This is a genomic window from Bacillus cereus group sp. BfR-BA-01453 (genome assembly GCF_022662915.1).
Classification (GTDB): domain Bacteria; phylum Bacillota; class Bacilli; order Bacillales; family Bacillaceae_G; genus Bacillus_A; species Bacillus_A paranthracis.
Genome location: NZ_JAKUEN010000001.1, coordinates 854570 through 872596 on the forward strand (window position 1 = coordinate 854570; position 18027 = coordinate 872596).

Here is an 18027-nt window from a genome sequence, read left to right on the forward strand (position 1 = left end):
TAGTTTGTCCCTATCGATAATGCAAATAAAATCGCTTTATTTACAAAAAAATTAAAGAAGCTAATCTATTGATCAGCTTCTTTATTCGTTAAATTTGAAATTCAGGATCGTCTTCTTTTCGTTTATCCATCATTTCTTTCACTTTATCAACAGCTTGTGGCGCTAATTCAATTATTTTATCGATGACGTGTGTTTGCTTATCTAAGTGCAACACTTTTACGCCTTCTCCATTTATAACAAGAAAAGCAACAGGATTAATAGAAACTCCTCCACCGCTTCCCCCGCCAAATGGATGGCGGCCTGAATGTTCTATTTTACCAAATTCACTTCCACCAGCCGCAAATCCGAAGCTAACTTTTGAAACGGTAAGAATTACACTTCCATCAGCAGCTTTAATTGGATCGCCGACAATTGTATTTACATCAGTCATTTGTTTTAAATGCTGCATTGCAGTTGTCATTAAACCTTGAATTGGATGGTCCATTCTATATCCCCCCTATGCTTGAACAGATTTTTCTGTCGTACCAGATCTTTGTCTTCTCATAAACACGAGTAATTTCACCGCTGTGTTTATAGTACGGAATATACGAAAAGATGCTGTTAACTCACATCTTGATGCAAATCCTTTCCCTTGAAAAACAGGAGTAATTTCAAATTCTGGTACGTCGACAATATGCATATATTGTCCTACAACTCCAGCAGCCATTCCTTTTGTCCCCCATGCATATCCGGTGACAATTCCAGTACTAGCTGCGTCGCCTGCTCCAATTTGCGTATGCCATTTCCAACCATTGATTTTCACTCGTTTGAGAAAATCTTTAACGATAGTATGAACTTCTTGCAGCTTTTTTATCAGTTCCCCCATACTATCAAGTTGTGCCATAATTTTATTATCAAGTCCGCCGTCCTCTTCAGCTTTTTCGATTTTTTGTCCTGTTTTCTTCTGCTGTTTTTCAATTCTTTCCAACACATCAAATGTATATCGGATCATCCATATTTTCACTTGAAGCAAACATTGCTTTTCCATTTCTGAATATAAAAATGTCACTTTAAGCTTTATTTTCGACAATAGTATAAACAAAATAAAAAGGAGAAGAATTATTATTCCAATTATGAGCCACTTCATACGTATCATCCTTTCACTCCGTACCCATTATCGACAACTTTATTCATCATTAAACAGCGCCCTATAAGATTGAATATAAAAATTTTTCTAAAAATAAAAAGGTATTTTGACAATTTATATCGAAATATATTATTTGAACATATCGTCAGGGAACGGACTCTAATGATATGTAGCACGAAGCATAGAAAATTTAACTGCAGTGGAGGGATACATAATGGCAGATCGTCGCAATTTATTTTTCTTTTATGGTGATGACAAAGCAAAGCTCGTTGAAAAAATGAAACCAATCTATCGTATTTTAGAAGAGAATGGATTCACCATATTAGATCATCCAAAAAATGCAAACGCTATCGTCAGTGTTGGAGATGATGCAACTTTCTTACAAGCCGTTCGTAAAACTGGTTTTAGGGAAGATTGCTTATACGCAGGGATTTCTACAAAAGATGAAATTTCATTCTACTGCGATTTCCATATTGATCACGTTGATACAGCCCTTCAAGAAATTACAAAAAATGAAATTGAAGTGCGAAAATATCCAACAATTGAGGTAGATGTAGATGGTAGCACATCTTTCCATTGTTTAAATGAGTTCTCATTACGTTCTAGCATTATTAAAACGTTCGTTGTAGATGTTCACGTTGATGATTTATATTTCGAAACTTTTAGAGGTGACGGTTTAGTTGTTTCTACCCCAACAGGAAGTACAGCTTACAATAAATCGTTACGTGGTGCAGTTGTTGATCCGCTTATCCCTTGCTTCCAAGTAAGTGAATTGGCATCTTTAAATAACAACACATATCGTACACTTGGTTCACCGTTCATTTTAAATCACGAACGTACATTAACTTTAAAACTAAGACCAGACGGTAACGATTATCCTGTTATCGGCATGGATAACGAAGCGCTTAGCATTAAACAAGTGGAAAAAGCTGTTGTACGCTTAAGCGATAAACAAATTAAAACAGTTAAATTAAAAAACAACTCTTTCTGGGAAAAAGTACAGAGAACGTTTTTATAGTATTAAAATAACCGTAGAATTATGGTGGCCCATAATTCTACGGTTATTTATTTACCCCGATTGGCGCGAGCAACAACCTCTCGCTATCCGGCCGATATTCTTGTCAGTTTTTGTCGATAAGTCGATATATTTTAATAATCGCTCATATATTTCGAGTTACGGTCGATATATTTCAATAATCGCTGATATATTTTTACGCATCTTTTCTATAGACGACTCGGCCATCTATTACGGTCATCTCTACTTGTACTTCTTTTATTTCCTCTGCCTCTATTTCAAAAATATCGCGGTCTAATATTGTAAAGTCTGCCTCATATCCTTTTGTAATTTGTCCTCGCTTCGCTTCTTTTCCAATCGCATAGGCACTTCCTGTTGTAAATAAAGAAACAGCCTCATATACCGTTAATCTTTCTTCTGGCATATAACATAAACCGTCAATAAAACTTCTACGTGTAACAGCGCTATATATACCTAGAAACGGATTTACTTGCTCGATCGGAGCATCAGATCCCCCGTTACAGTGTAATCCCGCTTCCAGTAACGTCTTCCAAGCATACGCATAACGAAGACGGTGCTCACCTAGTTTTTCAATGACTGATGGAAAATCTGATGAAACAAAGACTGGTTGTATATCAATAATGGCTTGCAAGTTTTTCATTCTTTCAATCAACTCTTCACGAGCTAACTGACAATGAATAATGCGGTCGCGTAATCCTTTTGCTGGCGGATACAATTCAAGCGCATCAATGACATATTCAAGCGATAAGTCACCGATAGTATGAATCGCAACTGGCATATGTAAATCTCGTGCTTTCTTCACTAATTCCGCAAGTTCTTCACGTGAGAAAATCGCAACCCCATTCGTTTCCTTCGCATCTTCATACGGTTCACTTAATAATGCTGTTCTTCCGCCAAAAGAACCGTCAGAAAAAATTTTCATCGCCCCAAATTCAATATAATGCTCATTTTCATATTCCTTTCGTTCATGTGCTACTTCATGGTGAACGAGTAAATGTGCTTTAAATGGCATTTCCTTTATGACATGAGAAAACGCATTATGCGTCTTTCTAAAACCACCGTAATAATTTAAATCTTCCGTATGTCCACCAACGAGGCCATATTGCCAACAATCTTTAATCGCTGTTTGCAAAGCGCTTTGTAAATAAGCTTCATCCATTTCAGGTTGTACATGTTTAATTAATTCTTGCCCTTGTTCATATAAAAGCCCCGTTAACATATTTGATGAATCCCGGCCGATTTTCCCGCCTTTCGGGTCTTGCGTCATTTCTGTTATGTTCGCTTCTTGCAATATGTATGAATTCACCCATGTAACGTGACGACAAACCCGCTTTAATAAAATTGGATGTTCTTTAGAGATTTCATCTAAATCACGTACATGAACTTGCTTTGTATCTGTAAAATTATTTTCATTCCAGCCTTCTCCAATAATCCAAGAACCTTTTGGTGCTTTTTCTACGCGCTTTTGAACGAGAGTAAGCACTTCGCTATATGATGTGCAATTTGATAAATCTAGACGAAGTAACCTCTCTCCATGCCCAATAAGATGCATATGACTATCAACGAGACCTGGAATCATCGTTTTGCCTTCTAAATCGTGCAGCTTCTCCGTAACATATCGATCTTCTAACGCTCGTTTCTCCCCTATATCAACAATCTTGCCATTTTCAACGTAAACAGCACCCACTTTCTCGTTTTCTTCTCTCATCGTGTAAATGGTGCCGCCATACCAAATTTCTCCCATATACTCATCCCCTTTTTCCTTAAGTCTACGAAATTCATTCGTATAAAAAAAGCACCATTTCGATTAAAAATGGTGCTTTTCCAAAAATTACTTTTGTTCAGTAGTAGACGTTGTAACTTGCCATTCAATATTAAATTTATCTTTCACTTGTCCGTATGCTGGGCTCCAGAACGTTTCTTGAAGGGGCATAATAACTTCGCCACCTTCTTGTAACTTATCGAATACTTCTTTCGCTTTTTCCGCGTTACTAATTTGAATTGCGATTGTTACTTGAGATCCAATTGCATGCCCTTGACCTGGGAATGTATCAGAAATCATAAGATCCGTATTACCAACTTTTAAAGTAGCGTGTAAAACGCGTTCTTTCGCTTCAGCTGGAACCGGGTATTCTGGATTTTCAGGCATATCACCAAAAGTTTGCATGACTTCCACTTTTGCATCTAACGCCTCTTTATAAAACTGTACAGCTTCTTGCCCACTACCATCTAAAACTAAGTACGGATTAATACCTAAAATCATACGGACACCTCTTTTTTTAATTTATAAAATCGAACTTGTGTTCGTTTTTATATTATCATTGTTTGCCATTTCATTCAACTATTTCCTTCACTGTTTTCAAATTTATTTTGACGGAATCTCCATCTCTTGTTTTCTAAGTTCAATACGGCGGATTTTTCCAGAAATCGTTTTTGGTAGTTCATCTACAAATTCAATTTTGCGAGGGTATTTATATGGTGCAGTAAGTTCTTTGACGTGTTGTTGGAGTATTGGAATTAATGTTTCTTCGTTCTTTTCTATATTCTCTCTTAATACGATAAATGCCTTCACGACACTTCCGCGAATTTCATCAGGACTTGCGACAACCGCACATTCTCTCACGTAAGGGTGCTTTACGAGCGCATCTTCTACTTCAAACGGCCCGATTGTATAACCAGAGCTAATAATAATATCATCACCGCGCCCTTCAAACCAGAAATAGCCGTCTTCATCTTTCTTTGCTTTATCACCGGTAATATAATAATCACCGCGGAATTGCATCGCTGTGCGCTCATCGTCTTTATAGTATTGTTTAAAGAGGGCTGGTGTTTCAATGTGAACCGCAATATCACCAACTTCGCCTACCCTTACCGGCATCCCTTCCTCATCTACAATATCAACGTGGTTGCCTGGCGTCGGTTTCCCCATTGATCCTGGTCTAATATCCATCCCTTTCATTACACCAACAAGCAATGTGTTTTCCGTTTGCCCATAGCCGTCTCTCACTGTAATATGAAAGTGCTTTTGGAACGTTTCAATGACTTCTCTATTTAATGGCTCACCTGCGGATACAGCGCTATGTAACGCTTCTAAATTGTACTCGCTTAAATTTTCTACCTTTGCCATTAATCTATACTCAGTTGGCGTACAACAAAGCACATTCACCTTATTATCGTCTAATAAATTTAAATACGTTTTTGGTTCAAACTTACCGTGGTATACAAACCCTGTTGCCCCCGAGCCTAGAGTTGCTAAAAACGGGCTCCAAATCCACTTTTGCCATCCTGGACTAGCCGTTGCCCATACAACATCATTCTCTTCAATTCCGAGCCAATTTGGAGCGCTCGTACGTAAGTGAGCATATGCCCACGCATGCGTATGAACAACACCTTTTGGATTTCCTGTCGTTCCTGACGTATACGATAAAAAGACCATATCTTCTTTATCTGTCTTTGCCATCTCTAACGTGTCACTTTCTGTTTCTAACGCTGTTTTTAAATTCATCCATCCATCTACTGACTGCTCGCTCAGAACGAATTTTTGAAGAGATTCCATCGCTTCTATATCATCAAACTGTCCAATGTACGGCTCATAACTTACGATTGCTTTTACTTCCCCGTGTCCAATGCGGTATTCAATATCCTTTTTGCGTAACATTTCCGAACTCGGAATTACGACAAATCCTGCTTTAATCGCAGCGATATACGTCATGTATGCTTCAATTAAACGCGGCATCATAATGAGGAGCTTGTCCCCTTTTTGCAGACCACTCTTTATAAAAGCGTTTCCAATTTTATTTGCACCTTTCATTAACTCAGCGTATGTAACTTCTCGTCGATTCCCTTTATCATCTTGCCAAATTAAAGCAAGCTTCTCTTTATCACCTGTATATTTCTCTATTTCAGAAACTAAATTATAAGACGGTGGTGCCAACAATTCCTCTCTCTTCATAAACATCCTCCTTTTTCTTTATGCCTCCCTTATATAATAAAGAATTTTCTGTTAATTTTGAACCCTCATCTTTTGACAAATTTTTCAGTTCTGTCGAATATATCGAACACAACTTAGAATATATTAACAAAAAAATTAAATATATCGATTTACCGACAAATGGCGCCACAACACAAAAAAGAAAGAGCGGGAGAACCCGCTCTTTCTAAGCCATCTTATATGGGATTATTTTTGGAAACCGCCTAATTGTTGCTCAGCTAGTGAAACTAGACGTTTAGTGATTTCACCACCAACAGAACCGTTAGCGCGAGCTGTTGCATCAGCTCCAAGTTGAACACCAAACTCTTGAGCGATTTCGTATTTCATTTGGTCTAATGCTGATTCAGCACCAGGAACCGCTAATTTATTTGTGCTACGTGACATGTTATATCACCTCCTTGTGAGTATAGAGTGTGATAAATAACATGACTTCATACACGTTTTAGATATGGTAATTTATGGTTTTAGAAAAGTTCTTCGAATTTTTCTTCTTCCGCCACTACTTCTACCGTTTGTAATACCACTGTTTCTTTGTTCGCTACAGCTTCATCGATTAATGGTGTGAAATCGTATTTCGCTTCAAAACGATTCGCTTTTTCACGCTTCGGCTTCGTCGCTGGGCTTGCTGGTGTGAATACTGTACAGCAATCTTCGTACGGACGAATTGAAATATCATATGTGCCGATTTCTTCAGCGATTTTAATAATTTCTAATTTATCCATCGTAATAAGCGGACGAATAACTGGATAGTTTGTTACTTCGTTAATCGTATGCATACTATCTAACGTTTGACTTGCTACTTGTCCAAGACTTTCACCAGTCGTGATTGCTAGTGCGTTACGCTCCTCTGCGATACGCTCTGTAATACGCATCATCATACGGCGCATAACTGTCATTGAATAGCTAGATGGGATTTCTTTATTAATCGTTTTTTGCACTTCTGTAAATGGAACAAGGTGAAGTGTTACACGTTTACAGTATTTCGTTAACTCTTGTGCTAAATCGATTACTTTTTGTTTTGCGCGCTCACTTGTGAAAGGTGGGCTATGGAAGTGAACTGCTTCCACAGATACGCCGCGTTTCATCGTTAAGTACGCTGCTACTGGGCTATCAATACCGCCAGAAAGAAGTACCATTACTTTTCCGCCAACGCCAACTGGTAAACCGCCAGCTCCCATACGCTCATCGCACATAATGTAGCTATAACCACTGCGAATTTCTACACGTACATTTACATCTGGATTATGAACATCTACAGTAATATCTTCTGTATTTTCTAGAATGTGTCCACCAATCTCAGGTAATAATTCCATCGTTCTCATTGGGAAATGCTTATAAGAACGGTGTACAGTAATTTTAAATGTTTTCACATCGCCTTTTACTTGTAAGAAAGCTGCTAATGCACCTTTTTTAATATCTTCTAATTCTGATGGTACTTTCATCGCTAAGTTAAACTTATGAATACCGAATACATCTTTTAATCTTTCTGATACCGCTTCATGATCTTCACCATTTAATTGGATGTACATACGATCATGCGTTGCATCGATTTTAATATTTGGGAATTTTTTCAGTTTGAACTTCACGTTATCTTTTAATGTGCTTACAAATTTAGAACGGTTCTTTCCTTTAGTCGTCATTTCTCCATAACGAACTAAAATATATTCATATGTCATCATATTCCTTTACCTCATCACTTCATATAATTTTGGCATTGTTTCTTTCACAATACCTTCAAATTGCTTTACTTCTTCCATCGTGTTTTCTGGGGCCAAACTAATGCGAATAGCACTTGCAGCCGCCGCATGCGGTACTCCCATTGACACTAACACTCTGCTCACTTCATTTGCTTTTGAAGAGCAAGCAGATTTCGTTGATACATATACACCGTGTTCTTCTAAAGCATGAACGACCACTTCTGGTTTTAAACCTACAAATGATACATTTAAAATGTGCGGCGCTGCGTGTGCAAGCGACGTATTGATCGTTACGTCTTCCATCTCTTTAAAGAAACGAACAAGCTCTGCTTGTAAGCTTTGCAAATGAGCTACCTTTTCTTTCACTTGTTCCATCGTCATGCGAAGTGCTTTCACCATCGCTACAATGCCAGGTAAGTTTTCTGTACCAGAGCGGTACTTCAGCTCTTGTTGACCACCTGATAAAATCGGATCTAATCTTACGCCATCACGTACATAAAGAAGACCCGTCCCTTTTACACTGTGGAATTTATGTCCAGATATTGAGCAAAGATCAATATGAGAAGCGTATAAATTAAGCGGTACTTTTCCTATCCCTTGTACATGGTCCACATGGAATCTTATTTTCGGATAATTCGATAATAACGTTCCAATTTCAGCAACAGGCTGAATTGCTCCAGTCTCGTTGTTCACGTGAATAATTGACACAAGAATCGTATCTTCACGAAGCGCTCGTTTTACATCCTCTACCGATACAACACCATGCTCATTAACCGGTAAATATGTTACATCAAAACCGAGATCTTCTAATTGTTTATATGCTTCAAACACAGACGCGTGTTCAATATTTGTTGTAATGATATGTTTACCGCGCGAACGATTCCTCATCGCTATCCCTTTAATCGCAAGGTTATTCCCTTCCGTTCCACCTGATGTGAAAATAATTTCAGAAGGTTTAACATGAAGAAGCTGCGCTGCAATTGTTCTTGATTGTGTTAATAGACGCTCTGCCTCTCCTCCAAGCGAATGAATAGAAGAGGGATTCCCAAAATATTTCCCCGCAACCGTTACGTACGATTGAAGAGCTTCTGGATATGGCTTTGTCGTCGCACTATTATCAAAATAGATCATCGTTCTTCCCCTTTCAGCGCTGTCACATCATATAATCATATCACAAATACGTGTCATTACGCTAAGACTACTCAAAGGTTCCGTTATATTTTAAAACGAATAACCTTACTGTATTCCGCTCTTCATTATAGCAACATCGCCTGCAAAATTACACAAAAAAACAAACCCTTATGAAAGGGTTTGTTCATTGTCTACATATTCAGCTATTTTTTGAACAACGCCAGGCTCAAGTTGCTCTAGTACAGAAGCCGCTTGTTCTAAAGCAGCATCGTATTGATATTCACGGAATAATTTCTCCGCGTAATTTAAGCTCTCTGCAAGGTTTTCATCATGACTGCGGTAACGATTACCATATTGAATTAATTTTTCAACTAAATACGCTTGTCCAATTAACTCTTCTGTCATTTCAGCTACACCATTAACAGTTTTGTAAGCTTCTTCTAAACTGCTATTTACAGCATTCATATTTAACGGCTTCACTTCTAATTGCTCATATACAGCTTGCATTGCCATTTGTCCTCTTTTTAAATCTTCCATAATGCTCTCTGGAAGCCCTGGCAAATTCGACTTTTGCATAAAGCGTTTCGTTTCGAAAATAGTATTTCGCATTTCTTGTAACTTCTCACGCGCTTCAAATTCTTCTTTACGCATCGTTTGCAGCATTTCTTTATATTCTGCATGAAGTACTTTTAATGTTTCACATTGCTCATAAATCTCTTCTAGTTCCTCACGAATAATAGAGAAGGCAATATCTTGTTCCGCAACGCGTAATTGCAGCATTTCAAAACGTTTCATTAAAATGTGCATTTGCTTTTCAATTACTTTTTGAGACTCAATGTCTTTATCTTGTAACTGATAACTTTGTTTCACAAGTTGTGTTTCTGCTTTTGTTTCAATCGTTTCAATGCGAATTTCTTCTAAGTCTTCATAAACAGAAAGTGTTTTTTGCTCCACATAATGTCTCGCATGTACTTCTTGTTCTAGTTGATCATAGAAGCTATCTAAACTTGTTTTTAAGTTTTCTACTTTTTCAGCCGCTTCTGTTATGTGAAGCTCCTGTATATCCATTAAACATATTTGTAGTTGTTTCTTCATATCGCGAACTTCTTTAGGGATTTCCAAATACTCTAATACATAACCTTGTCTTACCATATCATTATGTCCGTGTAATAAATCTTCCAGCTGAACCGGTAACGTCGCTTGACACTCCACCAATAAATCTGGAATTTGGTGAATAATGATTTCTAAATCTGCTAAACCTTCTTCCAAACTAATAACAATTTCTCTCGCTTTTAAATAGTCACCATTATTTGTTGCTTCTTCAAAGGTTTTAAATTTCTCAGATTCAGCGTCTAGCATCTCTTCGATTTTCTGCTCTGCTGCTCCATACATATGTCTATGAGCAAGAACACTCTTCTTCATACTACGATATGTATCACGTAACCCTTCAATTTCCGAGCTATTTTTTTCATGGCTTTCTAACAATTGCTGTAATTCATTTAAAATGTCTGTAATACGATTATCAGCGTCATCTAAACCACTTATGGATTCATTCATCGCATGCTTTGCTTTTCGGAAGGAGAATTGCGAGGCGAATTTTCGCGCTTGCGCTAAATCTTTTTCAGCTTTCGGAATGGTTGTTGATACAATTTCATCCCATTCTTCACGCCATTTACCAAACAGTTCTTCTGTTTGACCCGTCATATTTAAATCTTTCACCCGTTTTAGTTCATCTGCCACAGGTTTATCTTTTATCTCTTGTTTCCACTGCTCAAGTGCTTCAATATCTTTATATGAACGATTTCTTATCACAAGCTCTATCATGAGCAGCACTAGAATAGAGCTTACTACAATGATAACGATCGTCAGGATAGAATCCATGCAAAAAAGCCTCCTAGTTATATCTCTTTTTTTGTCCGTTCCGTTTATGAAATGGAAGGCATTATGTATAAAAAGGGAATTCCCCTATATTTAACAACTAACAATGTACTAATCATACCATGTAATGGTTTGTTTTTGACCTAGTTTTTTTTAAAATTTCATGTTTCTTTCAATGCAATTGTAATCTTTCTCAATATTCCGTTTGGATTACCTCTCCTCATCAAATGAATGCAGCAAAGGGCCTTCTTCCATATGAGATGCGAAATATATTTTACGTACAAGTGGCGGTTCAATAGAAATCGCATGCACATTTCCTTGCCTTACCGCTTGCTCTACTAATATTTCTGGAAGTAACGTGATGCCAAGTCCAGCACTGACCATCGCAAGCATCGGTTCTGCATAAGAAGTTTCAAATGCAATAATTGGTTTCGCACCTATCCCTTGAAACAGATTCGTAATCATTTTCCTTACATCGCAGATTTCTGGGTATACGATTAACTTTTCATTTTGCAAATCTTCCATTCGAATTACTGTTTTCTCTTTATAAAGATGATCATTTGAAACGACACACACAATTTTTTCTTCTCGTATTTCTTTTATACACGTAGCACCTTCTACTACTGAATCGATGAACATCGCTTCAATCTTCCGTTCTTTAAAAAGTCCTATCAGTACTTTCGTATGCTCAATTTTCCATTCTATTTCGAACCCGTCACCTAATATATCTTTACATTTTGCTATGTAATGTGCTGCTAAACTTGGCAATATCCCTATAGAAATGTTCCTCTTCTCTTGAAACTTCTTCATTTCGGCTTTCACTTCATGTATGTGTCCCAAAATCGGTAACATTCTTTTTATAAATAACTCTCCAGCCTCCGTTAACTCCACTCCTTGCGCGGAACGCTTCAGTAAAGTAACTTCTAAATCCGCCTCTAACCTTTGAATTTGTTTACTAAGCGCCGGCTGAGAAATATGTAAAATTTTACTCGCCTTTGATAAACTTCGCGTATTTTTCACTTCAATAAACGATCGTACTGCCTCCAAATCCATCGTACACACCTCTAACAAAAAGTTATAACCGTTATAAGAAATCGATATTTCCTCCTATAAACAATTACTCTTTATACTTATTTCATCAACTTACTATAACGAAATGTAAAGGGGAAAGATACTCTTGAACAAAAAACAAATGCTACTCGGATCCCTCCTATGCTTACTTGCCGTAACGGCTTGGGGATTTATGTTTCCTGTCATGGCAAACGCCTTACAGTTTATCGATCCGTTCTTCTTCACAACGATTCGCTATGGATCAGCAGCTATTATTTTTCTTATTCTGCTATTACTTACCGAAGGGACAAAGTCACTCCGCTTAGAAAAGAAAACACTTTCGTTACTCTTTTACGGAACAGTCGGTTTCGCAGGATATGGTTTTCTCGTTTTCTACGGACAACAACTTGCCGGACCGTCTGGAGCCATCCATGCCGCGATGATTCAGTCTCTTATGCCACTCATCGCTTTATTATTGCAGTGGCTAACAAAAAACAAACGTCCACAAAACTACACTTTCCTTTGTATGTTCGTTGCACTTATCGGTGTTATGCTTGTCATTTCAAAAGGAAATATTCACTTATTATTTGGAGCTGCCAGTCACCTCTCAACAAATATGCTTATGCTGTGCGGCGTTACTTGCTGGGTCATTTATACAAACGGTGGTGCTAGTTTTCAATCTTGGTCGCCACTTAGGTATACGACGCTAACTTGTTTATTTGGCTCAATTTCACTCATCACTATCGTCACTTTTTTAACTTATACAAACGTCGTTACTGTACCTTCACTATCGACAATTATGAACGTTCGTTTTGAACTCTTATATATGTCTATTATTGCAGGCGTTATCGCAGTATTTTGCTGGAACGCAGGAAATCGCTATATTTCATCTATTAACGGCATATTATTTATGAATTTAGTTCCTGTGCTTGCACTTACCGGCTCCATCTTTCGAGGTTATACAGTCGACAAAATTGAAGTTGCTGGAGCCTCATTAACAATTATCGCGCTATTATGCAACAATTTATGGCAAAGAAAAGAAAGCACAAAAATCCCCACCTCAGTTCGTTAGGTGGGGATTTCTCACATATGAACAGCTCTTGGCCATTCATAATACATATTCGTTATACATAATGTTTGTTCTATCCATTGTTCAATTTCTTTCGTGTACATTTCTAAGAAAAAGGTCTCAGATGGAAAAGAATGCAGCACTTCTGATATATATTGCGGATATAAAAACGGCATATTCATCATGCCTTTTAATTGCGTCATAAACATTGTAAAAGATACCTTTTTAAATTCTTGTTTCATTTGTCCCTGTCTAATCATTTGCTCTATATAATATCTTTCTTTAGAAAAATAAACGGTCATCACTTCGCGAATTAATGTCGTATCAAGCGAAAGCTCTCGGTAAAAAAAACGTGTCAGTTCCCTATTTTCAAATTGATATCGTAAAATCCCGCGTACCATTTGCACCATCACATCTTTAGCTGACAAATATTCTCTCTGTTCAAACGACATTTCAATCACATGAATATATCCTTCTAAAAAATCAGTAATAAGCTGCTCTAATAGACCTTGCTTTCCAGCAAAATAATATGAAATATTCGCTACATTCACATCCGCTCGCTTTGCAATGTCTCGCACCGACGTTCCATCATACCCTTTCGTGTTAAACAACGATATTGCCGCATCGATTACTTTTTGTTTCGTCTGTTTCATGCGCTCACTTCCTCTCACTGAACAGCTATAGTGTAAATTTCTTGACTTTTAAGACAAATTCCTTTAATTTTCTATCGACAAAGTCATGTGAAATACATCGTATTTTGCTAATATTTTACACATCTCGATAAAAAAGGAGCTGTTTCCATGTTTACTAAAGAAAGTTATGCAGGATCTCGCGTGCAGCAATATGAGACAGTAATAAAACAACTGGATGCATTATTAACTGGCGAATCAAACGTAGTCGCAAACTTATCAAATGCGTCCGCATTATTAAACCAATTTTTAGATCGCGTTAATTGGGTTGGCTTTTACGTAACAGAAGGAAATCAGCTTGTTCTTGGACCATTCCAAGGAATGCCTGCTTGCGTGCGCATTCCATTTGGACGAGGCGTTTGCGGCGTTGCAGCTGAAACGAAAACAACGCAGCTTGTAGCAGACGTCCACCAATTCCCAGGGCATATCGCTTGCGACAGTGCTTCAAATTCAGAAATTGTCGTACCGATTATTAAGGATGGGAATGTCATTGGTGTACTTGATATTGATAGTCCTGAAAAAGATCGTTTCGACGAAGTAGATCAGCGCTATTTAGAAAAGTTTGTGGAAACACTCCTAAAACATATGTAACAAAAAAGAGCCAGTTATCGATTAAGTACATGACGTACAAAACCGATAGCTGGCTCTTTTTTTATTGATTACTAACAGTAGATATTTTCTTTAACGCTTGCTCTAAATCAGAAACGATATCCTCCCACGATTCTAAACCGACAGATAAACGTATTAAATTATCATAAATGCCCATTTCTTTTCTTAACTCAGCTGGAATCGCAGCGTGCGTCATCGTTGCCGGGTGCTGAATTAACGTTTCTGTATCTCCTAAACTTACCGCAATTGTAATAAAGTGAAGGTCATTAATAAACGCCTGCGTCTCTTCTTTCCCGCCTTTAATTGAAAAAGATATAACGCCGCCCCCACGTTTCATTTGGCGAGATGCTAACTCTCCTTCTGGGTACCAAACACCTTCTACCGCATCATGATTTTTTAGGAACGATACAATTTTTTCTGCATTATCACAATGGCGGTCCATTCTTACCGCTAGTGTCTTTAATCCGCGTAACAATAACCACGCATCAAACGGTGCCATAATACCGCCGATATCTTTTCGCATCGGGCGAATTTTTTCAGCTAACGCTCTCGTTTTACAAATTGTTACACCCGCCACAACATCACCGTGACCACCAATATATTTTGTCGCACTATGAACAACGGCGTCACAGCCAAGTTCAAGCGGTCTTTGTAAATAAGGTGAACAAAACGTATTGTCAACAATGACAAGTAAACCATTTCGCTTCGCAACCCGAATCACTCGTTTTAAATCAATTAATTTCATTGTCGGATTAATCGGTGTTTCAACGAAAATAAGCTTTGTATTTGGGCGAATTTTATTTTCAATATCAGCCTCTGTCTCCATATCACAAAACGAATGCGTAATCATAAATTTTTCTTCCAACACTTCCAAAAAGCCGTATGTGCATCCGTATAATCCATTTGAACAAATAATATGATCTCCAGCTTTTAGAAAACCAATTAACGTTGCGGAAATAGCTGCCATACCGGATCCGAAAGCAAGCGCTTCTTCTCCTCCTTCTAACACCGCCATACGTTCTTCAAATAATTTCACAGTCGGATTTCCAAGTCTTGAGTAAATATAAGATGGATCCACTCCCGCAAAACTCGCCTCTCCTTGCTGCGCAGTCTCAAATGTAAATGTAGACGTTTGAAATAAAGGCGGTGTCAAACTTCCTTTATGTTCCTCTGATGTATAACCGTGATGAATTAACGCTGTCTCCATATGCTTCTTTTTCATAAAAACATCCCCTTTTATGTTTTTATTGCCGCATATTCACCAACAAAAATTTGATGAACGTTTTTACTACATTTTATGTAAGCGTTTTATTTGTGTTTCTATCTCTTCTTTTATATCGTTTTAAATTCCTTCTTGTTCATTTCCAAAATTTATATGCATAAAACAAAAACGTACTCGCTTGACGAAACTCTGGGTAAAAGATATAATAGCGTTTGTGTAAAATAAAAAGGCAGCCTTGTAATGTGAGTTTATCGTTTGTATTTTGTTCCTCTACGGAGGTGTATCTCGTAACTCCCTGCTGCTGGAGCGAAGGTACATGAAAACAAAATGCCCGTAAATATCGATTACGTCTGTTTTTATTTTACGTAAATAAAAACATTTTAAAGGAGGAGTCAACTATGGCTCGTTATACAGGTCCAGCTTGGAAACTGTCTCGTCGTCTTGGAATCTCTCTAAGCGGCACAGGAAAAGAATTAGAAAAACGCCCTTACGCACCAGGTCCTCACGGTCCTAACCAACGTAAGAAACTTTCAGAATACGGTTTACAATTACAAGAGAAACAAAAACTTCGTCACATGTACGGCATGACTGAGCGTCAATTCCGTCGCACATTTGACCAAGCAGGTAAAATGCCTGGTAAGCACGGCGAAAACTTCATGATCCTTCTTGAAGCTCGTCTTGACAACTTAGTTTACCGTATGGGCTTAGCTCGCACTCGTCGTGCAGCTCGCCAATTAGTAAACCACGGTCACATCATGGTTGATGGCGCTCGCGTAGATATCCCATCTTACCGTGTAAAACCTGGTCAAACTATCAGCGTTCGCGAAAAATCTAACAACCTTGTTGTTGTTAAAGAAGCGATCGAAGTTAACAACTTCGTACCAGAATACTTAACTTTCGATGCTGACAAATTAGAAGCTACTTACACTCGTCACGCTGAGCGTGCTGAGTTACCAGCTGAAATCAACGAAGCATTAATCGTAGAGTTCTACTCTCGTTAATCTTGGTACTCTGAAAAGAGTCGTATTAAAAGCCTTAGGAACCTTGTTTATCAAGGGGCCTGGGCTTTTTTTATTTATCACTAATAATGCAAAATAAAGCATTAAAAATGGTTTCTCAAAAAAGGTTGGTCCATTCGAGGAAATGTTTAGAAAGCCTGATAGTACTGACGGAAATTATGAATTACATTTATACAGGTTAAAATAACAGTGAACGAATATTTTTCATACTCGTTCACTTTTTTTATTTAGTGAATTATCTAATATCGTCGGCTTCTTCTACATCCAATACATAATAAAGAGCCATACTAGATTTTACCCAAAATCTTTGTAACAGAAAATGCCTATATGGTATAATTTTATTGGTAAATATTAGGGGTAGGAGGGCTATATGGTTCAAATCAAAGTAACACCCGAAATGCTAGAAGAAGTTGCAAACCGTGCAAATAACACTAGAAATGCGTTAGAATCCATACATAACGACTTATGTAATCAAATTGATTATTTATGTTATCAATGGATAGGTGCTTCTAATCAAAATTTCGTCCAAATGTTCAATGATGCAAGACCAAAAGCATTTACCTCTATCAATGCAATCACAAATGTGGAAGAAGAATTGAAAAGGATTGCTGAAAAATTCCGCAATGCGGATAATCAAGATGTTACACTAGAAGAAGGTGCAATGTGTGGCAAACAAAAATCTGATTTAGAAAAAGCTTGGGACGGTCTTTATGATGGTGCAGGAAAAGGTGTTGGAGATGCTTGGGAAGGATTTAAAGCGTTAGGTGACGGTGAAACATGGTCAGACATGTGGGATACTGTTGTCAATTATGATGAGACTCTTCCTGCTATGTGGAACGCTTTCTCAGATTCTTTTATGAATGACGTTTGGCATGGCGATGTCGAAAGTGGATTCCGCTGGGGTTCTTATTTAGTAACATCAGTCGGTCTAGGGTTACTTGGTGGGAAAGGTCTTGATAAGGCTTCTAAACTTGCTAGAGGAGCAAACATGTACAAAGTAACTGAAGCTTTTCCACCACGTTTACAACCTGCTTTTGCAGGTGTTGGTCTCACTGGTGAAGCAATAGTAAGCACACTTCCACCATCAGGAAATTGGAGTAATTATTTAAGCGGTTATCTTATGTTTGCTAGACCATCTTGGAGACAGTCAGAACTTGATGCCTTAAAAGATAATCCCAATTATCGAGAACAAGTTATTTTTAAAGATGGTCTAGAATTAGAGAAAAAAACCAAAGGTTCTTCTATTCCAGATTTATATTCTGATACAGTTAAACATGCGATCGAAGTAAAAAATTACGATGTATCTACATCAGCCAAAAGAACTAGATTGGCATATGTTATAGGAAAACAAGTAGAAGCAAGATTAAAAAACTTACCTGAAGGAACTACACAGTCAATCATTGTTGATATTAGAGGACAAGAAATTAGTGCCACAGAGACTTTAGAATTGAAGAAAAAAATTCTTGATAAGACAAATGATCAAGTAACAATAGAAATTAAAAAACAGTAA

17 protein-coding genes and 1 pseudogene are annotated in these 18027 nt (G+C 37.7%); 6 read left to right on the plus strand and 12 right to left on the minus strand.

Annotated elements, in window-relative coordinates; genetic code table 11:
• Positions 1 to 88: 88 nt before the first annotated feature.
• Positions 89 to 484 carry a GerW family sporulation protein gene (gene ytfJ / locus MR070_RS04510; protein WP_000350002.1) on the minus strand — a complete coding sequence of 132 codons (396 nt, stop codon included), beginning with the start codon at positions 482 to 484 and terminating at the stop codon, positions 89 to 91.
• A 12-nt stretch (positions 485 to 496) separates the two neighbouring features.
• Positions 497 to 1135, minus strand: a complete 639-nt coding sequence (locus tag MR070_RS04515) for a DUF2953 domain-containing protein (RefSeq protein WP_242260622.1) — start codon at positions 1133 to 1135, stop codon at positions 497 to 499.
• Positions 1136 to 1340: 205 nt separating this feature from the next.
• Here MR070_RS04515 and MR070_RS04520 point away from each other — a divergent pair, with 205 nt between their 5' ends.
• Positions 1341 to 2144, plus strand: a complete 804-nt coding sequence (locus MR070_RS04520) for an NAD kinase (protein ID WP_000785168.1) — start codon at positions 1341 to 1343, stop codon at positions 2142 to 2144.
• A 193-nt stretch (positions 2145 to 2337) separates the two neighbouring features.
• Here the strand turns inward: MR070_RS04520 and MR070_RS04525 are convergent, their stop codons facing one another.
• The 8 genes from MR070_RS04525 to MR070_RS04560 form a co-directional block, all read right to left on the minus strand.
• Positions 2338 to 3906 carry an amidohydrolase gene (locus tag MR070_RS04525; protein WP_242260624.1) on the minus strand — a complete coding sequence of 523 codons (1569 nt, stop codon included), beginning with the start codon at positions 3904 to 3906 and terminating at the stop codon, positions 2338 to 2340.
• Between the two features lie 87 nt (positions 3907 to 3993).
• Complete coding sequence (locus MR070_RS04530) at positions 3994 to 4425, minus strand: VOC family protein (RefSeq protein ID WP_000600363.1); 432 nt, start codon at positions 4423 to 4425, stop codon at positions 3994 to 3996.
• A 102-nt stretch (positions 4426 to 4527) separates the two neighbouring features.
• Positions 4528 to 6114 (minus strand): acyl-CoA synthetase MbcS, encoded by a 1587-nt coding sequence (mbcS, locus tag MR070_RS04535; protein ID WP_000817752.1) that lies wholly within the window; start codon positions 6112 to 6114, stop codon positions 4528 to 4530.
• Positions 6115 to 6339: 225 nt separating this feature from the next.
• Positions 6340 to 6537, minus strand: a complete 198-nt coding sequence (locus MR070_RS04540) for an alpha/beta-type small acid-soluble spore protein (protein WP_000091639.1) — start codon at positions 6535 to 6537, stop codon at positions 6340 to 6342.
• Positions 6538 to 6617: 80 nt separating this feature from the next.
• The gene (thiI, locus tag MR070_RS04545) at positions 6618 to 7832 is read right to left on the minus strand and encodes a tRNA uracil 4-sulfurtransferase ThiI (RefSeq protein WP_000989284.1); all 1215 of its coding nucleotides are present in this window, start codon (positions 7830 to 7832) and stop codon (positions 6618 to 6620) included.
• Between the two features lie 6 nt (positions 7833 to 7838).
• Positions 7839 to 8981, minus strand: coding sequence for a cysteine desulfurase family protein (locus MR070_RS04550; protein ID WP_138320984.1), 1143 nt, complete (start codon positions 8979 to 8981; stop codon positions 7839 to 7841).
• Positions 8982 to 9149: 168 nt separating this feature from the next.
• Entirely contained in the window at positions 9150 to 10862 is a 1713-nt protein-coding gene (gene ezrA, locus MR070_RS04555; protein WP_000377295.1) for a septation ring formation regulator EzrA, read from the minus strand.
• Positions 10863 to 11069: 207 nt separating this feature from the next.
• Entirely contained in the window at positions 11070 to 11912 is an 843-nt protein-coding gene (locus tag MR070_RS04560; protein ID WP_242260626.1) for a LysR family transcriptional regulator, read from the minus strand.
• Positions 11913 to 12036: 124 nt separating this feature from the next.
• On the opposite strand from MR070_RS04560, the gene MR070_RS04565 reads away from it, so the two are divergent.
• Positions 12037 to 12981 carry a DMT family transporter gene (locus MR070_RS04565; RefSeq protein ID WP_138320982.1) on the plus strand — a complete coding sequence of 315 codons (945 nt, stop codon included), beginning with the start codon at positions 12037 to 12039 and terminating at the stop codon, positions 12979 to 12981.
• Between the two features lie 11 nt (positions 12982 to 12992).
• Here the strand turns inward: MR070_RS04565 and refZ are convergent, their stop codons facing one another.
• On the minus strand, positions 12993 to 13631 hold the full coding sequence (gene refZ / locus MR070_RS04570) for a forespore capture DNA-binding protein RefZ (RefSeq protein ID WP_000814919.1): 639 nt from the start codon (positions 13629 to 13631) through the stop codon (positions 12993 to 12995).
• Between the two features lie 147 nt (positions 13632 to 13778).
• Here refZ and MR070_RS04575 point away from each other — a divergent pair, with 147 nt between their 5' ends.
• Complete coding sequence (locus tag MR070_RS04575) at positions 13779 to 14258, plus strand: GAF domain-containing protein (RefSeq protein ID WP_000494333.1); 480 nt, start codon at positions 13779 to 13781, stop codon at positions 14256 to 14258.
• A gap of 61 nt (positions 14259 to 14319) precedes the next feature.
• Here the strand turns inward: MR070_RS04575 and megL are convergent, their stop codons facing one another.
• A complete protein-coding gene (gene megL, locus MR070_RS04580) occupies positions 14320 to 15498 on the minus strand; it encodes a methionine gamma-lyase (protein WP_242260628.1) in 1179 nt (392 codons plus the stop codon).
• A gap of 398 nt (positions 15499 to 15896) precedes the next feature.
• Between megL and rpsD the strand changes: the two genes are divergently transcribed.
• From rpsD to MR070_RS04595, 3 genes and pseudogenes are all read left to right on the plus strand, one after another.
• Complete coding sequence (rpsD, locus tag MR070_RS04585) at positions 15897 to 16499, plus strand: 30S ribosomal protein S4 (protein WP_000135311.1); 603 nt, start codon at positions 15897 to 15899, stop codon at positions 16497 to 16499.
• 97 nt (positions 16500 to 16596) lie between these two features.
• Positions 16597 to 16704, plus strand: a pseudogene (locus MR070_RS04590) (N-acetyltransferase); the annotation flags it as partial.
• A 183-nt stretch (positions 16705 to 16887) separates the two neighbouring features.
• Entirely contained in the window at positions 16888 to 18027 is a 1140-nt protein-coding gene (locus tag MR070_RS04595; protein WP_017560204.1) for a WXG100 family type VII secretion target, read from the plus strand.